The following is a 19,683-nucleotide window of genomic DNA, read 5'->3' as shown; positions in this document are numbered from 1 at the left end:
AAGCGAACAGATGGAAAATCTTACCTATTCACAACGATTAACATTATTGCATGGCATTTGTTTGGCTGAAACGCATGCCGATGGCGCCACACCAAGCACCGATTTGGCTGATTACGACGCGCTAGATGCTGCTTATTACTTAGCCAGTTATCTGAGTTTTAATGCCATTACTGCGGCTGGACGTAACCCAAAAGAAGAGTTAACTGAAAATTTCGATATGCTCAGTGTGTATCAAGCTTATGCTTTATTAACCTTTGCTTTTTTAACTACGCCATTGTCTGGCGAGGAGATTAAGCCAGATTATCAAGCTGCACAGGTCACCATTGCAAAAACCTTGTTTTCTGGTATTCCTGATGAGCAAATAATTGATATTATCAACTCAGGTTTGCATAAAGTGAAACTCATTAGCGATGCCGATGTTGAACATTGGCGCGAGTTTCGCGAAAATTTAGATAAATTAACCATTAGCTTTGTTGTGGCCGGCACTGATGATGAAAGTCCACATCGCAAAGAGGAAGTATTGCCTTTGTTTGGGCAATTGTTGAGTCAGCTATGTGAGGCGTTTGAACAAGCATAGCCTTAGCATATGTCTTACGTTTTGTTGTCAGTAAGAATGTCGCCCGATAAATAATACCATCTATCACTGTATTCAAACTTGCTGATTTCATGTAACTTTTCGGCGCGATTGCCGCCGATTTTATAGCGCGCAACAAACTCCACAATCGCAGTGGTTTTACTTGTTTCTTCAACACGTTTAATGCTTAAGCCCAACCATTTTGTTGCAATATCATCATTTAAATGCAATGCGCTTGGCCTATTGTCTGGGTGCCAAGTATCTAATACATATTGCGTTAAACCCAATACATAAGCACTATAGCGAGCGCGCATTAGGCTTTCCGCATACGTCGCTGGAACACCTTGATGACAAGGTTTGCAGCACGATGCGTAAGGCTTTCCGCTTTCGCAGGGGCAAGAATCTTGTTGCATTTAAGCGATTTCACGTGTTTCAGCAAACTGAATTTCCGGATAGCGCTCTTGTGCCATTTGTAAGTTGACGCGGTTAGGCGCCAGATAAACATAATCATCTGCGCCATCTAAGCCAACATTAAAACCATATTTATCGGCAATCGCTTTTAAATCATCATCAGAGCCATGTAACCAGCGAACGGTGTAACAATCAAAAGGCTCAAAAATCATATCCACACCATATTCATGCTCTAATCTATGTTTAACCACATCAAACTGCAACATGCCCACTGCGCCCAATACCAAATCATTGGTTAACAAGGGGCGGAATAATTGAGCGGCACCTTCTTCGGCTAGCTGCTTAAGCCCAATTTGCAATTGCTTCATTTTCATGGGGTTTTGTATGCGAGCGCGGCGGAAAAATTCAGGGGCAAAAGAAGGAATGCCGATAAATTTTAAGCTTTCATTTGTAGTAAATGTATCACCCAATTTAATCGTGCCATGATTGGGTATGCCAATAATGTCACCAGAATAGGCTTCATCCATGATGGTACGGTCTTGCGCCATAAAAGTAATGGCATTATTCACATTTAGTATTTTGCCTGATGCGACTTGTTTGACTTTCATTCCACGTTCAAACCGACCAGAACATAAACGTAAAAACGCAATTCTATCGCGGTGTTTTGGATCCATATTGGCTTGAATTTTGAATACAAAGCCAGAAAATTTATCTTCATCGGCAGTCACTTCTCTCGTGGCTGTCATGCGTGGCTGTGGTGCGGGCGATAAGTCTACTACCGCATCCAATAACGATTGCACACCAAAATTATTTACCGCAGAGCCAAAAAAGACAGGTGTTTGCTTGCCGCTTAAATAACGTGCTTTATCAAATGCGTGTGACGCACCGCGCACTAATTCAATATCTACCCTTAAATTGTCTGCCTGAGTACCGATTAATACATCCAAACGTGGATTATCGAGTCCTTGAATGACTTCTGAAGTGCCTTTTTCTGCGCGTGGGTCAAAAAAGAAAATCGTATCATTGACTAAGCTATAAACGCCGCGGAAGGTTTTTCCCATACCAATTGGCCAAGTCATTGGCGCACATTCCATACCTAATGTCGTTTCGATTTCGTCAAGTAATTCAATGGGCTCGCGACTTTCACGATCTAATTTATTGATAAAAGTAATGATGGGGGTGTCCCGCATGCGGCATACGTTCAGTAATTTAATCGTTTGTGCTTCTACGCCATTGACCGAATCAATCACCATCACAGCTGAATCAACCGCTGTTAGTGTGCGATAGGTGTCCTCTGAAAAATCGTCATGACCTGGGGTATCCAGCAAGTTAATCATGTGTTCGCGATAAGGAAATTGCATAACAGAAGAGGTGACAGAAATGCCACGTTGCTTTTCTAATTCCATCCAGTCAGAGGTGGCGTGCCGCGCCGCTTTGCGTCCACGCACTTCACCAGCTACTTGAATAGCGCCACCAAACCACAATAGTTTTTCTGTCAATGTGGTTTTACCAGCGTCTGGGTGAGAGATAATAGCAAACGTACGACGGCGGTTAATTTCTTTTTTAAGGCTACTCATGTTAGATGTGTTGCTAATTGACAAAGGCGTTATTGTAACCGATTACTAGATTAATAATATTGGACGTGCTATATCTATCATTATGCGCATATTAATTATTGAAGACGATGACGATGTGGCCGCTTTTATTGCAAAAGGGCTAAAAGAAGCACGCCATTTTGCGGAAGTAGCGTCCAATGGAAAAGAGGGGTTATTGCTCGCTACAACAGCAGATTATGACGCACTGATTGTGGATCGTATGTTGCCCGGCTTAGATGGTTTATCTGTGATTAAAGCGCTACGCGCATTGGATAATCCAGTACCTATTTTAATTTTAAGCGCGCTTGGTGATGTGGAAGATCGAGTCAATGGCTTGCGATCAGGCGGTGATGATTACCTTATTAAACCATTTGCATTTAGTGAGTTATTAGCGCGCATCGAAATTTTAGGACGTCGACAACATCAACAAGCGCAGCCAGCCATATTGCGCGCAGGTGATTTAGAAGTCGATTTAATGACGCGCAAAGTGACGCGAAATAGGTTATGCATTGAGTTGCAATCAAGAGAGTTTACTTTGCTTGAATATTTGCTAAAACACAAAAATCAAGTTGTGACACGCACGATGTTGTTGGAGAACGTATGGGACTATCATTTTGATCCACAAACCAATGTGATTGATGTGCACATTAGTCGTTTGCGTAGCAAAATTGATAAAGGCTTTGATGTGTCGATTATCCAAACAGTGCGCGGTGCTGGTTATATTATAGAAACCAATGACGAATAACCTAAAAGTAGCCAAGGGCCATAGTTATGCCAATAGTTCTAGCTTTAAAATGGCATTGCTTTTTACCGTATTGTGCGGATTGTCTCTGTTTATTTTAGGTTACTTTGGCTATTTTTTTGCGCGCGGTCATTTCATTCATGGCACAGAAGCGGTAATCGACACTGAAATAAGATACCTTGCCGCTGAGCCCCCCGTCGACAGTCTCATGCTTGAAAAAAAAATAGAAGACCGATTATTGATACCTTTTAGTGCCAACGGTAAACCGCCAGCTTTATTGTCGGGCAATATTGAGCGTTTAAAAGAAGGCATGATTGTTTTTGAGCATCCCGATTCACATCAAATATATGCTGGCAAAATTCATACCTATGACAACAATCAGAAACTGCTGGTTGCTATTGATATTACCGCAACCAAGCGCGCGTTTCTTTTTATGCAATGGCTGAGCATGATTAGTATTGCGTTAATTATATTGGTGGTACTAGCCAGCTATATGATTAGTGTATTTGTAGCAAGAGGCACTAATAGAATTGCCACCACTGCACAACATATCATGACTACTGGTGATTTATCTCAACGCTTAGAAGTGAGTTCGCATTGGGATGATTTAGGCAAAATGTCGACCACACTCAACTTAATGTTGGATAGAATTGAGTCGCTGATGATAGGCCTCAGACAAATGTCAGACAATATAGCGCATGATTTACGCACGCCTCTCACGCGTTTGCGAAATCATATCGAGGCTAGCAGTCAGGCGGGCGACGATAGCAAAAATGAAATGTTGTTAGATGAAGCAGACAAACTATTGACTACCTTTAATGCCTTATTACGTATTTCACGTATCGAAACAGAAAAAAAACGAGAGCACTTTACACCATTAGCATTGCGATTATTAATAGAAGATGTGATAGCTTTTTATGAGCCATTGGCTGAAATGAAGCACATTACTTTTCATCAGCAATTGGCCGATATCTCGCTTGTGGGTGACAAAGATTTGTTATTTCAAGCCTATGCCAACATTATAGATAATGCGATTAAATATACCCCTGAGCACGGCATGATTACCATTACCATGCAAACGGAAGGAGAATTTGCTGTGGTATCAGTTGAAGATACGGGCGGTGGTATTGCTAATAGTGATGTAGACAAAGTATTTCAACGTTTTTACCGCGGCGATATCAGTCGCTCATCAGCAGGTACTGGTTTGGGTTTAAGTTTGGTGAAGGCTGTTTTTGATTTACACAATGGACAACTGTTATTAAAAAATACCGACAAAGGTTTGCGATTTATTACAAAATTGTAATGTTCTTTCCATGCCTTGGTAACTTGAGTATAGGCATAGTAGCGTGATGAAAATTGCAATTATTGGCACGGGCATATCAGGTTTAGGGGCAGCTTATTTGCTGCATCAAGAACATGACATTGTTGTGTATGAAAAAAACGCCTACATTGGTGGGCACAGTCGAACAATCGATATTCCTGTAGAGCATGGCACTTTACCCGTTGATACGGGTTTTATTGTATTTAATGATTGGAATTATCCAAATTTATTGGGTTTATTTAATCAAATAAACGTGCCCTATCAAAAGAGCGATATGTCATTTGGCGTGAGTATCAATCAAGGCTGGCTAGAATATAGTTCTGGGGGTTTGTTTGCCCAACGTAAAAACATATTGCGTCCGCAATATTGGCGCATGCTGCTCGATGTCTTTAAATTTAATAAACAAGCGCTAGCCTATATCAATCAAGATCCATCTATTAGCCTTGGTGACTGCTTGGACAGATTAAAGATGGGCGCGTGGTTTAAACAGTATTATATTTTAGCCATGGGCGCGGCCATTTGGAGTTGTCCGGTCGATACCATTATGAAGTTTCCGGCACAGACTTTTTTGCGGTTTTTTAAAAATCACGGCTTACTTAGCATTAATGATAGGCCGCAATGGTATACCGTTACGGGTGGCAGTCGTGAATATAAACAGCGGTTAGTTGCGTCGTTTCAAGAGCATATTTTGTTAAATAATGGTGCAACCAAAGTAACGCAAAAAGGCAAACAAATTGAAGTCATTGATTCACACGGCGCAGCGCGCTTATTCGACCATGTTATTTTTGCTTGTCATGCAGATGAAGCGTTGCAAATGATCAATGCGCCAACGCCAGACGAAACAGCGGTTCTGTCGTGCTTTCAGTATCAACACAATGCCATTATTGTGCATTCTGATGCTAGTTTTATGCCGCAGCATAAACAATGTTGGGCTAGCTGGGTTTATCTATCAGAGCCACAAAATAACACCACAGGCGTTTCACTTAGTTATTGGATGAACAATCTGCAAAGTTTAGATACAACAATACCCGTCATTATTACCCTCAATCCTGCCCGTCGCCCAAAAGAGGCGTTGATTATGGATGAGCATTCTTTTTCGCATCCCATTTTTGATTACAATGCCATTGTTGCCCAAGACAAGATTGCCGATATTCAAGGCAAGCGCCAGCTGTGGTTTTGTGGAGCCTACCAACGCTATGGTTTTCATGAAGATGGATTATTAAGTGCTGTTAACGTGGTTAAAAGCTTAGGAGGGTCGATTCCGTGGGAATAACCAGCGCAAAAGTATTGATGGGCAAAGTGATGCATACTCGCTTAGTACCAAAAAAACATGCTTTTCAGTATGGCATTTATTACATGGCTTTACCGCTTTCACAGCTCAATGAGATGCCCCTTGCTTATAATCGATTTGCCGCATTGAGTTTTTTTGATAAAGATCATGGGCCTTGTGACGGCAGCTCATTAGAAAATTGGGCGCGTAATTTATTAGCGCAACACGACATTCAAGCGGATGGTGAAATTACCTTGGTTTGTATGCCACGGGTGCTGGGTTATGTGTTTAATCCTGTCAGTTTTTGGTTGTGTCAGGATAAAAGTGGGCAAATTCGTGCGGTGCTGTGCGAAGTGCATAACACCTTTGGTGAGCGCCATACCTATCTTTGTGCGCACCAAGATAGTCGCCCAGTCACTGAGTTAAGCCTGTTGTTTGCAGAGAAATTATTTCATGTCTCACCATTTTTTGAGCGTGAAGGTCATTATGAATTTCGGTTTGATGTGCACGACGATGTCTTTAATGTTGTGATTAATTTGCACCATGAAGAAGGATACAAACAGCTGGTTACTGCCCTATCAGGTAAATTGCAAGCATTAACAAAATCTAGTTTACGCTATGTATTTTGGCATTATCCATTGGTCACATTAAAAGCCATTATCATGATTCATTGGCATGCAGTGCAGCTCATGTTTAAAGGTGTTAAATATGTGCCAAAACCTCCGCAAAAACCACAAAAAATTAGCACAACGCTGTAAAGATTACTTAACATTTAAATAATATGTTTTTTGGATAACGATGATAAATAAAACTGCCTCTGAACAACTACTCAAGCGTCTCGAACAGCTTTCGTGGGGAACTTTAACGCTAACAACGCCCGATGGCAAAGTACGTACCTTTACTGGTCAAGAATGTGTAGACCATCATGCTCATTTGGTTGTGCATGATTGGAGTGTCATCACACATTTAATCCGCAAAGGTGATATTGGTTTTGCCGATGATTATCGCTCTGGAAAATGGGATACGGATGATATTAATAAGCTCGTTCAACTCGGGCTGAATAATCAGATGGCAATGCAAGATATGGTGGCTGGCAACAAACTCTACAATATGCTTTCTTCTTTATTTTATTTGTTTAGATTAAACACAATTAAGGGTAGCAAAAAAAACATCCATGCCCATTACGATCTAGGCAATGCCTTTTATCAGCTATGGCTAGACCCCAGCATGACATACTCGTCGGCATTATTTAAAACAGAGCAAGATTCGCTCACACAAGCGCAACATCATAAATATGACCGTATGTTAGATTGTATGCAAACACAATCAGGTCGCTTATTAGAAGTTGGCTGTGGTTGGGGCGGTTTGGCAGAGCGTGCTATTAACAGGGGTGATTATGAAATTAAAGGCATCACATTATCCGAGGAACAACATAATTTTGCGCAAGCGCGACTTGGTAACAATGTGCACATTGCATTAGAAGACTATCGTCATCAAACTGGTATATATGACCGTATATTGTCAATTGAAATGTTCGAGGCTGTGGGTGAGCGCTTTTGGCCAGTTTATTTCCAAAAATTAAAATCGTTATTGGCTAAAAACGGCAAGGCAGTTGTGCAAACCATTACTATCAACGAGAAAGATTTTCCAGCTTATCGACGTGGTGGTGATTTTATCCGCAGTTTTATCTTTCCTGGTGGTATGTTACCGAGCGTTTCTCGCTTTAAACAAGAGGCAGAAAAAGCTGGTTTAAAAACGCATACACCCTTTATGTTTGGACAAGATTATGCGCGCACACTAGAAACGTGGCTTACAAATTTTGACCAACAAAAACAAGCGATTACAGCGTTGGGCTTTGATGATGGTTTTATCCGATTATGGCGATTTTATCTGGCAACTTGCGCCGCTGGGTTTAGGGTCAATAAAACCGATGTGATGCAAATGGAGATGAGTCATGCGTAACATTTTCCTATTCATTACACTGCTGTTAATTAGTCTACAAGCCAATGCAACCACGTTAATAGAAACAGAAATTCCTAATGCACAAATGGTGGCCTCAGGCCGGTTAACCGTATTTTTATTTGATGTCTATGATGCAAGCCTGTACACCGCTAACGGCAAACGTCAAGTAGTGCCGCCGTATGCCTTAAAATTAGCTTACTTGCGCGATATTAAAGGCGAGAAAATTGCCGATCAATCAACAGAAGAAATTCGTCATCAAGCCCAAGTTGATGAGGTGACACTAGCCGATTGGCACTCTCAAATGCGCAATATTTTTCCTAATGTGAAAAAGGGAGACCATATTACAGGCATTTATAAAAGTCCTACCGAGTGCGCGTTTTATAAAAATGATAGTCATATCGGACAAATCAATAATAAACAATTTTGTGCTGCTTTCTTTAATATCTGGTTCGGTGAAAAAACCAGTCAACCAGCCTTACGTAATCAATTAATTGGGCAAAAATAATGGCGCAAGCGCCTAGCCGTTGGAGCTTGTTTCAATATGCAATCTTGGCTTTACCCGTTGCATTTGCAGGCTTACCGCTATACGTGCATGCGCCAGATTTTTACAGCCGCCACTTGGGCTTAGGATTAGGGTTAATTGGTATCATTTTACTGGTTGTGCGATTGTTTGATGCAATCCAAGATCCGATTATTGGTTTTATATCTGACCGTTATCCAGCACATAGAAGCCATATTTTATTGGGTGGTGTTGTTGCACTTAGTATTGGTTTATGTGCCTTGTTTTTTGGACCACAATGGACGGTTGCCACCCCCGTTTGGTTTGCTGCTAGCATGTTGTTAGCCACGACTGGTTTTAGTATTGTTGTGATTAATCTCAATATGATTGGTGGATTTTGGTCGGCGGACAAACACCAACGTACGCGCATCGCTGGCTGGCGCGAGTCTTTTACGCTCTTTGGCCTGCTGGTTGCCTCAATCTTGCCGACCATTTTTTTGATGATAACAGATGCCTCAGAAGCGTTTAGATGGTTATTTGTTGTTTATTTTATTGCGATGGTCATTGCATGGACATTATTTCTACAATTTTTAAACAATGTTGATTTACGTCATATCAACCAAATAAGCAATGTCATCAAGAATCCGTTTTTTCAGATTTTGTATGATAAACAGCGCTTGTTCTTTTTGACTTATTTGCTGACACAGATTGCGGCATCGCTACCAGCGGTATTGATTCTGTTTTTTGTTCGCGATTATTTAAATGCAGAAAGTTACACTGGTTTATTTCTGTTTTTATATTTTGTTTCTGGCGCTGCGCTGATGCAACTGTGGTTTGTTTTATCAAAACGGCTTGATAAATATCGTGCATGGTTAGTATCGATGTTGCTCTCTATTAGTGTATTTGTTTGGGTTATTTTGTTAGCCCCGGGCGATATTGTTTCTTATGCGGTTATTTGTGTGCTCTCTGGCTTTGCATTGGGCGCAGATTTGGCGCTACCTGCCTCTATTATCGCAGACCGTATCAATGCCAGAAAAGCAGAAAGCCGTGCCACACAATATTATGGCGTGATGGCGTTTATTCCAAAATTAGCGTTGGCAATTGCCAGTGGCTGCGCTTTTTTAGTACTGGATAGCGTTGGCTTTATGGTTGCTGCAAACAATACACAAACAGCCATGCAATCACTATTAATGTTATATGGTCTAGCGCCATGCATCATTAAGTTGTTCGCAGCGGTTTGTTTATGGATATTAATTAAAACACAGGATGAAAATGATGAAACTGTACAAAACAAAACTATTAAAAGGAGTAATAATCATGGGGCTTATGACGTTTCTTAACGGCTGCGCAACGCCATCCATGCAAGCTTATAAAGATACCAAGCCTGTATTGGATTTACAAACGTACTTTACTGGCCCCATTAAGGCTTGGGGTCTCATTCAAAACAGAAGTGGAGAAGTCACGCGACGTTTTGATGTCACCATGAATGGCACATGGAATGGTGATGTTGGCACGCTTGAAGAGCATTTTCAATATTATGATGGCGAAACACAGAAGCGCGTTTGGACAATTACCAAAACAGCGGAAAATCGCTATGAGGGAACGGCTGGTGACATTTTAGATAAAGCGAGCGGTCATTCCAGTGGAAGCGCGATGCGCTGGGCATATAAAATGGATTTGCCAGTTGGTGACACCACTTATCGCATCACTTTTGATGATTGGATGTTTTTAATGAATGATGGCGTATTGATTAATCGGTCTTATTTGAAAAAATTTGGCATCACGGTCGCTGAGTTAACATTGTTTATGCAAAAACAAGATTAAACATGCTTTTTTATGCTGACAATAAAGAGTTAATGCAATCAGTTCAAGGTCAATATATATGGATTATTGGCGCCAGTAGTGGCATTGGGGCGGCCACTGCCAAAGCATTAAGTGAGCGTGGTGCCAACCTTATTTTGTCAGCACGTCGAGAGTCGCAATTAAAAGAGGTGAGGGCGCAACTAAAAGGCGCAAATCATCAAGTGTTGGCTTTTGATGTAAGTGACCATCAACAAACAGTTGCGGCGTTTCAATCCGTTAAGCGTTTAGATAGAGTCATCTTTTTAGCAGCCGTCTATGATCCTTCAGCTGCGGGTAGGGCGGATATTCGCTTTATCCATAAAAGTCTACAGGTGAATTTGGGTGGTGTTTATAACATGCTGGCTGTTGTGACGCCGTTTTTTGAAACGCAAGGTCATGGTCAAATTAATTTGTGCGGTTCTGTGGCAGGCTACTTTGGCTTGCCAAATGCCCAACCCTATTCATCTACAAAAGCTGCGATTATCAACTTGGCAGAAACTTTATATGTTGAATATCAGCCAAAAAATATTGATATAAAATTGATTAGTCCGGGCTTTGTGCGTACCGAAATGACAGACATGAATAGCTTTGACATGCCCATGATGATAGAAGTAGATGAAGCCGCGCAACACATTGTGGCGGGCATCACTGCATCAAATTTTGAAATTCACTTCCCCAAGAAATTTACTTTAATCATGAAGCTATTGCGTTCACTGCCGTATTGTTTATCGTTTAAATTCAGTAAAAAGCTACGTTAATCCACTTAACGGCGAAAGCCGTATTCCAATACAAAAAAAGCAGGGTTAAGTGGTGCCAATGGTGCTCTTAATTTAGCTAACTCAGATTCAGGGCCATGAATTTCTAAACGTGTTAAGGCCGAAATTTTCAGCGCTTCTGCCAGCGTTGGGCCTACATTTTCCAAATGTGCTAATACGGCCTCTGCATTTTTATAACCTTCACGACAATGCGCCTCATCACCATAAAAACTAAATCCATAATATAAACAATCAGCTTCGGTATTGGTTTTTTCAACAAACTGTTCACAGATTGTTTTAAATGCAGCCATATTGTTCGCAGGCACTTTAAAATAAGGAACGATGGTGCAGCAGGTATCGATTGTTGACATGAATGGTTTCCTTTTTTAATTTAAATGGCGTTCATCACTATAACGCCTGCTGTCGATCATGTCTAAAACAGTTTTTCGTGTGATCATTCACCATGCCAACCGCCTGCATAAAGGCATAGCAAGTCGTCGAGCCAATAAACTGAAACCCATGATTTTTAAGCGTTTTACTCATCCAATCAGATAGCACAGAAGTGGCGGGAATATCGCTGTGTTGTTGCCATTGATTATTGATGGGTTTGCCATCCACAAATGACCAAATAAACGCATCAAAACTGCCATATTCTGACTGCACGGCAAGTATGCGTTGCGCATTAATCACCGTTGCATTGACTTTCAGTTTATTCCGAATAATGGCTGGATTTTGTAGCAATGATTCTACTTTCTCAGCCGAATATAACGCGACTGTTTGAATATCAAAATCATCAAACGCTTGTCGATAACCCTCGCGCTTGTTGAGTATTGTTGCCCAGCTTAAGCCAGCTTGCGCACCTTCTAAGGTGAGTGCTTCAAATAACAAACGATCATCATGAACGGGCACTCCCCATTCGGCATCATGGTATTGTATTAATAAAGCAGAGCCATGCGCCCATTCACATCGGCTCATCGTCGTTTGGTTCATAAGCATCACGCAACATAGCATTAATATCATTCATATCAGCATCTGCAGGCAAGCTGTTTGGCATGGCGTTCTTAGCTTGTGTTGGCGTTTTTGTCTCGCTGACAAACATCCTTGGGGCATCGCCATCTATCCACTTGGCAAAAGGCACCGCATCAATACCCTCAGGTACATACCAGTGTTTGCCATCAGGGTTCCAGCGTGCACCCAATGATTTTGCTTCATCTTTTTCTTTAAATGGTACTTTTAATGCGATATTGTTTGTTGCTGTCATGGGTTTTCCAACGGTTAGTAGTGATATACGATAAGCCTTATTTTCTCACAACATGAATAAACGATTGCTTTACTCAACAAGAGATTCATAACATTCTGGCGTAAAGCGTGGATTACAAATGGCTAGGAAAATTAAATCGTTGGCGCCAATATTACTAATTCTCTGACGCACCATAGGCGGAATAATAATCACATCACCAGCGCCCACCGCCTTAGCCGGCGCATCACCAATCTCCACAACACCAACACCCTCTAAAATGCAATATCGCTCAGTCACACCATCCAGCCGATGCCAGGTAGTTGTCACGCCAGGCTCAAGCCGCGCTTTTGCAATAGACACATCTGGATCAGCTGGCGTATTAGAAAGCTCGGTGATATAGCAACCCTCAGCGATAAATAAATACTCTTGTGGCGCAATATTGTTCGACATCGTAGATTCATTTCTAATCATTAAATAAAAACCTATTTTACCTTTTAATCACCATTCAGAAGCATGCTTAAACTAGCTTAGATTGCTTCGTCACCTTGTTCCTCGCAAAGACAGTTGTTGATTATTCGCTTTTCAGGCAAGCGCTTCATCAAAGTATAGTGACCCTACAATATTAGCCAACCCGTTATCGCGAGCGCAGCGTGGTGATCCAGTTAGATAGGGTGAGTAACTAATTATCCACGCGTTGCAACTATTGAGATTAAACCCAACACATACGGCGTCCCGCAAGCGGGTACGCCTTACGGGGTTTAACGCGTGGGCAGAATCACCCTACACAGGCTTTTGATGAATAACGCCGCAATTCACCGGAGGCGAAAACCATAGCGAGGAACGAGCGGCACTTTTTGCCGTCCGTGTGAACTTGCCTTGTTAGCCATTGCACAATGCAACCAACATGGGTGAGTGAAGCAGTTCGTAACCCATTTGCCTCAGAGAAACTAAATGAGCCCCTTCTATCTCTGTCTCGTCACGCTGACCTTGGCTTTCATATATAAACGTTCCGACTGCTCCTGCGGCGGCTAAGGCGACATATTCTGCCGTTAACTTTTTATCCACATGAGCTCCCCCATCTTTGTTTGCCGCAGCTAGGACAATGTTTTTTCTTGTTATTCTATGCTTGGCATCAAGAACCATAACAACCTGATTCCACCACTTACTAAAGGGAATGAATTCGTTTATAGGGCCTTCACCTAACTGTGGAAAGTACTCACTTTCTCCCCCTCCAACGCGCATCATTCCCATACCCACAAAAGAAACTGTTTGCGCCGAAGGTTCAAATGTTGTTGATAGAAAATTTATTGTTGTGGCATTTAAGTGTTCTAGAAGCGATGTGGATTCACGTGTTTGATGAATTAGGACTCGAATAACTGTTGCTATGCGAACCGCCTCATCTGTGAAGCCAGCATCATATGATTGGCATGAGCGATCAAGAAAACCTAATTGTTTCTTAAGATGCTCTTTAAAGTCTACGGTGCTATACAATATATTTCCTTGATGGTTAACGTAAAATAAACACCAAACCCGTCTCTAAAATTTTAGGAGGTAAGGTGTCTAATTTATCGAAATATTTTATAGTCATCATATAATGAATCAGTTATTAATTTTGCATACACTTATATCACGGGGATTTGAAATAAAATACACCTGTTAACTGATTACCTCTTTCAACTGTTCCAAAATCGCAGGATTCTCTAACGTAGAAATATCAGAAGTAATTTCTTCCCCTTTGGCCAAGCTTCTTAACAAGCGGCGCATGATTTTGCCGCTGCGGGTTTTGGGTAGGTTGTCACCAAAGCGAATTTCACTTGGTTTGGCGATTGGGCCGATTTCTTTGCCAACCCAGTTGCGCAGTTCATTCACAATGGCTTTGGCTTTTTCACCTGTTTCGCGTTCGCCTTTTAGCACTACATAGGCCACGATAGATTCACCTTTAATATCATCAGGTTTGCCAACAACGGCCGCTTCTGCGACTAAATCGTGCGCCACCAAAGCAGATTCAATTTCCATGGTGCCAAGGCGGTGACCTGATACATTCAGTACGTCATCAATGCGACCCATAATGGTGAAGTTGCCAGTTGCTTTATCGCGAATGGCGCCATCGCCGGCTAAATACAGTTTGCCGCCGAGTTCCGCTGGGAAATAACTGGTTTTAAAGCGTTCTGGATCGTTATAAATGGTGCGTATCATGGAAGGCCAAGGCTTTTTGATGACCAATAAGCCGCCTTCACCCCAGGGTAAGTGGTGGCCTGTTTCGTCTACTACATCAATATCAATGCCAGGGAAGGGCAGTGTGCATGAGCCTGGTACTAATGCGGTGGCGCCTGGTAATGGTGTGATGACATGGCCGCCTGTTTCCGTTTGCCAAAAGGTATCAACGATAGGACATTTGCTACCGCCTACTTCGTTGTAATACCACATCCATGCTTCTGGATTGATTGGTTCGCCAACTGTACCTAATAGTCTTAAGCTGGATAAATCAAATTGTTTTGGATGGGTGTCTGGATTGGTTTCGCCAGCTTTAATTAGAGAGCGAATCGCCGTTGGAGCAGTATAAAAAATAGACACTTTGTGTTTTTCTATCATTTGCCAAAAGCGGCCAGCGTTTGGATAAGTAGGAATACCTTCAAACACAATTTGCGTTGCGCCTAAAGCTAATGGACCATAAGTAACATAGGTATGGCCTGTAATCCAGCCTACATCTGCCGTACACCAATATACATCGTCTGCTTTTAAGTCAAATGTCCAGCGTGTGGTGTTCATGGCATGTAATAAATAACCTGCCGAACTATGTTGAACGCCTTTTGGTTGGCCTGTGGAGCCTGACGTATACAGAATAAATAATGGGTGTTCTGCATTTACCATGACCGGTGCGCATTCATCACTTTGATCTGCAATTAAATCATCCCACCATTGATCAATTGCATTCCAAGTAATATCCATTCCTGTTTTTTTAAATACGATAACGTTTTTGACGGTATCACAACCACCCATGGCAATGCCTTCATCGACCGCTGATTTAAGGGGTAATGTTTTGCCGCCTCGGTATTGACCATCGGCGGTAATCACCGCAGAGGCGCCTGCATCAATAATGCGCTCATTTAAACTTTTGGCGGAAAAGCCACCAAATACCACAGAATGGATGAGACCCAAACGTGCGCACGCTTGCATGGCTACAACGGCTTCTATACCCATCGGCAAGTAAATAATAACGCGGTCGCCAACGGTCAGATTCAGCGTTTTTAAGCCATTGGCAAATTGACACACTTGGTGATAAAGCTGTTGATAGGTAACGGTTTTAACATCGCCATTATCGGCTTCAAAAATAATGGCGGTTTTGTTTGGAATAGTGGCTAAATGTTTATCTAGGCAGTTGGCAGAAACGTTGAGTTCGCCATCTTCAAACCATTTATAAAAGGGTGCATTTTCTTCATTGAGTGTTTTGGTAAATGGTTTGTGCCAAACCAATAACTCGCGTGCTAGCTTTGCCCAAAAGCCTTCATAATCATTTTCTGCTTCTTTGCATAGCGCTTGATAGGCTTGCATACTGCCGACAGCAGCCTGTTGTTTAAACGCTTCTGTAGGCTCAAAGATGCGATTTTCGTGCATTACTGACTCAATGGACATGCTAAACTCCCCTAAACTAAATGATGTATTTATATTTTTTTAATTAATTATTATCTAAGATATTACCCCAAAAACAGTATGTCAATACCACTAACATCAGCCAATGGCGCCACAATTAGCACTTTGCAGAAAACTTATTTAGAGCAGATTGAGCGCTGCAGTCCATTTTTAACAAGGCTTTTATCTAAAGACCATGCATTGCTAGTAGATTTGCTAGAGAATCATGACGTTTCTTATCAAATAGCGGAAATGCAAGATTTTGTTGATCGCCATGAAATAAAGGATGAAAAAAGCTTAAAAAAAACCTTAAGATTTTTAAGAAAGCGGGTGTTGGCACGCATTATTTTGCGTGATTTAAATGGATTGGCCGATTTTCATGAGGTTGTTACAACCATCAGCAATTTTGCTGACTTTGCGATTCAGCTAACGGTTACACATTTACACCAATGGCTCAGCGCAATCTATGGTCAACCAATTGGCAGCGATGGTAGCTTGCAGACCTTGGTTGTGATTGGCATGGGTAAGTTGGGCGGTGCAGAGTTAAATGTGTCTTCCGATATTGATTTGATTTTTGCTTATGCACAAGAGGGTAAAACAAATGGTGAAAATAGCATTAGTAATCATGATTTTTTTGTCAAATTAGGCAAACAGTTTATTGCGGTATTGGATGATGCAACAGAAGATGGTTTTGTGTTTCGCGTGGATATGCGTTTACGTCCTTTTGGCAATGAAGGTGTGTTGGTTTCTAACTTAGATGCCTTAGAAAACTATTATCAAAACAATGGGCGTGAGTGGGAGCGTTATGCGTGGATTAAAGGCCGTGAAATAACGGGTGGCGAGACGGTTACCACTTTGCTTAAACCATTTATTTATCGTAAATATTTAGACTATGGCGCGCTTGCCAGTATGCGTGATTTAAAAGTGCAAATTCAACGTGAAGTTAATGTGCGTAGTGCCCAAGTGACTGGTGGCAAAGATAATATTAAGCTGGGTCGAGGCGGTATCCGTGAAATTGAATTTATCGCGCAAGTGTTCCAATTGATTCGCGGTGGGCAAGAGACAAGTTTGCAAATTCGACCGACCTTGCAAGTGTTGGCTTTATTAAAAGATAAGCAACTATTACCACCCGAAATAGTGGATGCTTTGTGTCATGCTTACGTTTTTTTACGCAATTTAGAACATCGTTTGATGTATGTGGAAGACGCTCAAACGCAAGATTTGCCTAAACAAGCAGAAGCACAGCTACGCATAGCCAACGCAATGGGTTTTGTAAGCTGGGATGCTTTTTTGGTGGTGTTAAATCAACACCGTGACGCTGTGCAGATTCAGTTTGATCAAACCTTTAGTATGGTCAGTGCTGAGCCAACTGGCGAGGCAGATAAAGCCGTTATGATGGCGCAGAAAGTATGGGAAGCACAATTAAGCGAGGATGAGAGTATTGCCGCTTTAGCGCAGTTAGGTTTTACAAAACCGCAAGATCTATTTAAGCAAATTCAGCATTTACATCAAGGCCATAAATACAAACAACTGCCCGAATTGAGTCGGCAACGGGTTAACCAATTGTTGCCAATATTAATCACAACCGCTAGCCAAGATGTAAATGCGGATATAGCGTTAATGCGTAGTATCGATTTAATTGATGCTGTTTGTCGCCGCGCCAGTTATTTGGCGCTAATGGCCGAGTTTCCTGGCGCGTTGGCGCTGGTGGTGCGTTTGTGCGGCGCGAGTGCCTGGTGTGCGCAATATTTGATTCAGCATCCCATTGTCTTAGATGAGCTTTTAGACGAGGCGACGTTGTATGCAGCACCCGATTTTACTGCTTTGCGAACTGAATTAATGCATTTGATGGCGGCTTCTGACGGCGATACTGAGCAGCAAATGGATGCCATGCGTCGCTTTCAGCATGCGACTGTTTTTCGGTTTGCCGCGCAGGATATTGCAGGACAGTTGTCATTAGAAACCTTATCAGATTATTTGAGTGCTTTAGCCGACCTGATTGTTGACGTAACTATTCCGACTATTTGGAAATCGTTTAAATATAAACACATTGATATACCGAAGTTTGCGGTGATTGGTTACGGCAAGTTGGGCGGCAAAGAGTTGGGTTATGCCTCTGATTTAGATGTCATTTTTTTATATGATGACGCTGCGCCAGATGTAGGCGGTATTTATGCACGTTTTGCACAGCGCATTAATAATTGGTTTAATAGTTTAACGGCTGCGGGTATCTTATATGAAATTGATTTGCAATTAAGACCCGATGGCAACAGTGGTTTATTGGTCAGTTCTATCCATGCTTTTGAAGCGTATCAACAAAAACGCGCATGGGTTTGGGAACATCAGGCGCTCACTAGAGCACGTTTTGTTGCCGGCGACCCGCAGATTGGCCAAGCATTTTCCCATATTCGTCAAGCCATTATTCAACAAACACGCGACCCGAATAAATTAAGTGCCGATGTGGTAGCCATGCGAGAAAAAATGCGGTTGGCACAACATCATAATGCCGATTTATTCGACTTGAAACAGAGTGTAGGCGGCATTATTGATGTTGAGTTTATTGTGCAATATTTAGTGCTGGCGCATGCTGCAGAGCATGCGGTGTTAACACAAAACTTAGGCAATATTGCTTTACTCAATCAACTTGCAGAACTGGGAATTATTGACGCTGGTTTAGCGCAAAAAGTGAGCGATGCTTATCGCGATTATCGCCGTTTGCAACATGCTTCTCGTCTACAAGGTGATATGCAAGCCAAAGTACAATATCAACACGTGCAAGCGCACGCTGAAGCAGTGAAAATGCTTTGGAACAGTGTATTTACTCTAAACGCTCCATCTTAATGCTGCAGTATGTACAGGGCTGTCCCAGTGTTGTTTGATTTCATCATCTAGCACGCAAACGGTAATGGATGCCCCGGCCATATCGATGGCCGTTGTGTAATTGCCAACTAATGAACGCTCAATTTTAAGCCCATGATCATTGAGTCGTTTTTCGGCTGTGTTATACAGTAAATAGAGCTCCATTAATGGCGTTGCACCTAGACCATTGATTAACAGTAAAATTTCAGCACCTTTTTTATAACTTATTTTTCTCGATTGCAAATCCGCCAAAATGGCATCAATCATATCGTTAATTATCGCATCTGCCTCACGCATGGTTTCGCGTCTGCGACCTGGCTCACCATGAATACCAACGCCCATTTCTATTTCTGATTCATTGATTGCAAACGTAGGTTTACCAGCCGCTGGTAAGGTGCAGCTTGTTAAGGCAACGCCGATACTGGCTGTTTGTGCATTAATTTTATCGCCAAATGCTTTGCAGGTTTGTAAATCTGCGCCCGTTTCCGCTAGGCTTCCCACACATTTTTCGACGATAACGGTTCCAGCCACACCGCGCCTTCCCTCGGTATAGGTGCTATTAATCACGGCGCAATCATCGCTCGTCAGTACGGTTGCGTTTTCGAAGGGAAGCATTTCTGCCGCCATTTCAAAGTTCATCACATCACCCGCATAATTTTTGACAATAAACAACACGCCCTTATCGGCATGCACCGCCTCGGCGGCTGCGATCATTTGATCGGGGGTCGGTGAAGTAAATACTTGGCCGGGGCAAGCGGCGTCTAGCATGCCTTTACCAATAAAGCCGGCATGTAATGGTTCGTGACCTGCGCCACCGCCGGAAATAATGGCCACCTTATTATTTGCTTTCGTTTTGCGTGTTAGATAATTGGGCGCCAAGTGTAGTGATACCAAATCAGTATGGGCTTTTGCAAAACCAGATAAGCTCTCAGCAAGCATGTTATCGACTTGATTGACAAATTTTTTCATATTAATAATATACT

The 19,683-nt window shown here is 42.1% G+C and carries 20 protein-coding genes; 11 read left to right on the top strand and 9 right to left on the bottom strand.

Going from position 1 to position 19,683, the window contains the following annotated elements:
- The first annotated feature begins 10 nt into the window (after positions 1-10).
- Positions 11-577 (top strand): hypothetical protein, encoded by a 567-nt coding sequence (locus KFB94_00860; protein ID QVL45711.1) that lies wholly within the window; start codon positions 11-13, stop codon positions 575-577.
- 14 nt (positions 578-591) lie between these two features.
- On the opposite strand, the gene KFB94_00855 is transcribed toward KFB94_00860, so the two are convergent.
- Both KFB94_00855 and KFB94_00850 read right to left on the bottom strand, forming a co-directional pair.
- Positions 592-987 carry a hypothetical protein gene (locus KFB94_00855; GenBank protein ID QVL45710.1) on the bottom strand — a complete coding sequence of 132 codons (396 nt, stop codon included), beginning with the start codon at positions 985-987 and terminating at the stop codon, positions 592-594.
- Positions 988-2,562: a peptide chain release factor 3 gene (locus KFB94_00850; GenBank protein ID QVL45709.1), complete on the bottom strand. Its 1,575-nt coding sequence runs from the start codon at positions 2,560-2,562 to the stop codon at positions 988-990. It abuts the gene before it with no gap.
- An 82-nt stretch (positions 2,563-2,644) separates the two neighbouring features.
- Here KFB94_00850 and KFB94_00845 point away from each other — a divergent pair, with 82 nt between their 5' ends.
- The 9 genes from KFB94_00845 to KFB94_00805 are packed head-to-tail and all read left to right on the top strand — an operon-like array spanning position 2,645 to position 10,974.
- On the top strand, positions 2,645-3,325 hold the full coding sequence (locus tag KFB94_00845; GenBank protein ID QVL45708.1) for a response regulator transcription factor: 681 nt from the start codon (positions 2,645-2,647) through the stop codon (positions 3,323-3,325).
- Positions 3,315-4,625 (top strand): HAMP domain-containing histidine kinase, encoded by a 1,311-nt coding sequence (locus tag KFB94_00840; GenBank protein QVL45707.1) that lies wholly within the window; start codon positions 3,315-3,317, stop codon positions 4,623-4,625. The genes KFB94_00845 and KFB94_00840 overlap by 11 nt, the downstream gene beginning before the upstream one ends.
- Before the next feature lie 43 nt (positions 4,626-4,668).
- Positions 4,669-5,916: an NAD(P)-binding protein gene (locus KFB94_00835; protein QVL45706.1), complete on the top strand. Its 1,248-nt coding sequence runs from the start codon at positions 4,669-4,671 to the stop codon at positions 5,914-5,916.
- Positions 5,907-6,671, top strand: a complete 765-nt coding sequence (locus KFB94_00830) for a DUF1365 domain-containing protein (protein QVL45705.1) — start codon at positions 5,907-5,909, stop codon at positions 6,669-6,671. Before KFB94_00835 ends, KFB94_00830 begins: the two co-directional genes overlap by 10 nt.
- A gap of 40 nt (positions 6,672-6,711) precedes the next feature.
- Positions 6,712-7,875 (top strand): class I SAM-dependent methyltransferase, encoded by a 1,164-nt coding sequence (locus tag KFB94_00825; GenBank protein ID QVL45704.1) that lies wholly within the window; start codon positions 6,712-6,714, stop codon positions 7,873-7,875.
- Positions 7,868-8,380: a chalcone isomerase family protein gene (locus KFB94_00820; protein QVL45703.1), complete on the top strand. Its 513-nt coding sequence runs from the start codon at positions 7,868-7,870 to the stop codon at positions 8,378-8,380. The genes KFB94_00825 and KFB94_00820 overlap by 8 nt, the downstream gene beginning before the upstream one ends.
- The gene (locus KFB94_00815; protein ID QVL45702.1) at positions 8,380-9,714 is read left to right on the top strand and encodes an MFS transporter; all 1,335 of its coding nucleotides are present in this window, start codon (positions 8,380-8,382) and stop codon (positions 9,712-9,714) included. Before KFB94_00820 ends, KFB94_00815 begins: the two co-directional genes overlap by 1 nt.
- Positions 9,692-10,198, top strand: coding sequence for a DUF3833 domain-containing protein (locus tag KFB94_00810; protein ID QVL45701.1), 507 nt, complete (start codon positions 9,692-9,694; stop codon positions 10,196-10,198). The genes KFB94_00815 and KFB94_00810 overlap by 23 nt, the downstream gene beginning before the upstream one ends.
- Before the next feature lie 32 nt (positions 10,199-10,230).
- On the top strand, positions 10,231-10,974 hold the full coding sequence (locus KFB94_00805) for an SDR family NAD(P)-dependent oxidoreductase (protein ID QVL45700.1): 744 nt from the start codon (positions 10,231-10,233) through the stop codon (positions 10,972-10,974).
- A gap of 5 nt (positions 10,975-10,979) precedes the next feature.
- Here KFB94_00805 and KFB94_00800 read toward each other — a convergent pair whose 3' ends face one another.
- The 6 genes from KFB94_00800 to acs form a co-directional block, all read right to left on the bottom strand.
- Positions 10,980-11,342: a hypothetical protein gene (locus KFB94_00800; GenBank protein ID QVL45699.1), complete on the bottom strand. Its 363-nt coding sequence runs from the start codon at positions 11,340-11,342 to the stop codon at positions 10,980-10,982.
- A 37-nt stretch (positions 11,343-11,379) separates the two neighbouring features.
- Positions 11,380-11,967: a DNA-3-methyladenine glycosylase I gene (locus tag KFB94_00795; GenBank protein ID QVL45698.1), complete on the bottom strand. Its 588-nt coding sequence runs from the start codon at positions 11,965-11,967 to the stop codon at positions 11,380-11,382.
- Positions 11,933-12,232: a hypothetical protein gene (locus KFB94_00790; protein QVL45697.1), complete on the bottom strand. Its 300-nt coding sequence runs from the start codon at positions 12,230-12,232 to the stop codon at positions 11,933-11,935. The genes KFB94_00795 and KFB94_00790 overlap by 35 nt, the downstream gene beginning before the upstream one ends.
- A gap of 69 nt (positions 12,233-12,301) precedes the next feature.
- Positions 12,302-12,661, bottom strand: coding sequence for a cupin domain-containing protein (locus KFB94_00785; protein QVL45696.1), 360 nt, complete (start codon positions 12,659-12,661; stop codon positions 12,302-12,304).
- A 429-nt stretch (positions 12,662-13,090) separates the two neighbouring features.
- A complete protein-coding gene (locus tag KFB94_00780; GenBank protein ID QVL45695.1) occupies positions 13,091-13,702 on the bottom strand; it encodes a hypothetical protein in 612 nt (203 codons plus the stop codon).
- Between the two features lie 165 nt (positions 13,703-13,867).
- Positions 13,868-15,844, bottom strand: coding sequence for an acetate--CoA ligase (gene acs, locus KFB94_00775; GenBank protein ID QVL45694.1), 1,977 nt, complete (start codon positions 15,842-15,844; stop codon positions 13,868-13,870).
- A 78-nt stretch (positions 15,845-15,922) separates the two neighbouring features.
- Here acs and glnE point away from each other — a divergent pair, with 78 nt between their 5' ends.
- Entirely contained in the window at positions 15,923-18,682 is a 2,760-nt protein-coding gene (gene glnE, locus KFB94_00770) for a bifunctional [glutamate--ammonia ligase]-adenylyl-L-tyrosine phosphorylase/[glutamate--ammonia-ligase] adenylyltransferase (GenBank protein ID QVL45693.1), read from the top strand.
- Here glnE and dhaK read toward each other — a convergent pair.
- Positions 18,665-19,669: a dihydroxyacetone kinase subunit DhaK gene (gene dhaK, locus KFB94_00765; protein QVL45692.1), complete on the bottom strand. Its 1,005-nt coding sequence runs from the start codon at positions 19,667-19,669 to the stop codon at positions 18,665-18,667. The genes glnE and dhaK overlap by 18 nt on opposite strands.
- Positions 19,670-19,683 lie beyond the last annotated feature (14 nt).

The sequence above is a fragment of the Methylophilaceae bacterium genome, assembly GCA_018398995.1.
In the GTDB taxonomy this organism is placed as follows: Bacteria; Pseudomonadota; Gammaproteobacteria; order Burkholderiales; family Methylophilaceae.
The sequence above is the reverse complement of the archived record's forward strand: the minus strand, read 5'-3'. Positions and strand labels throughout refer to the sequence as shown.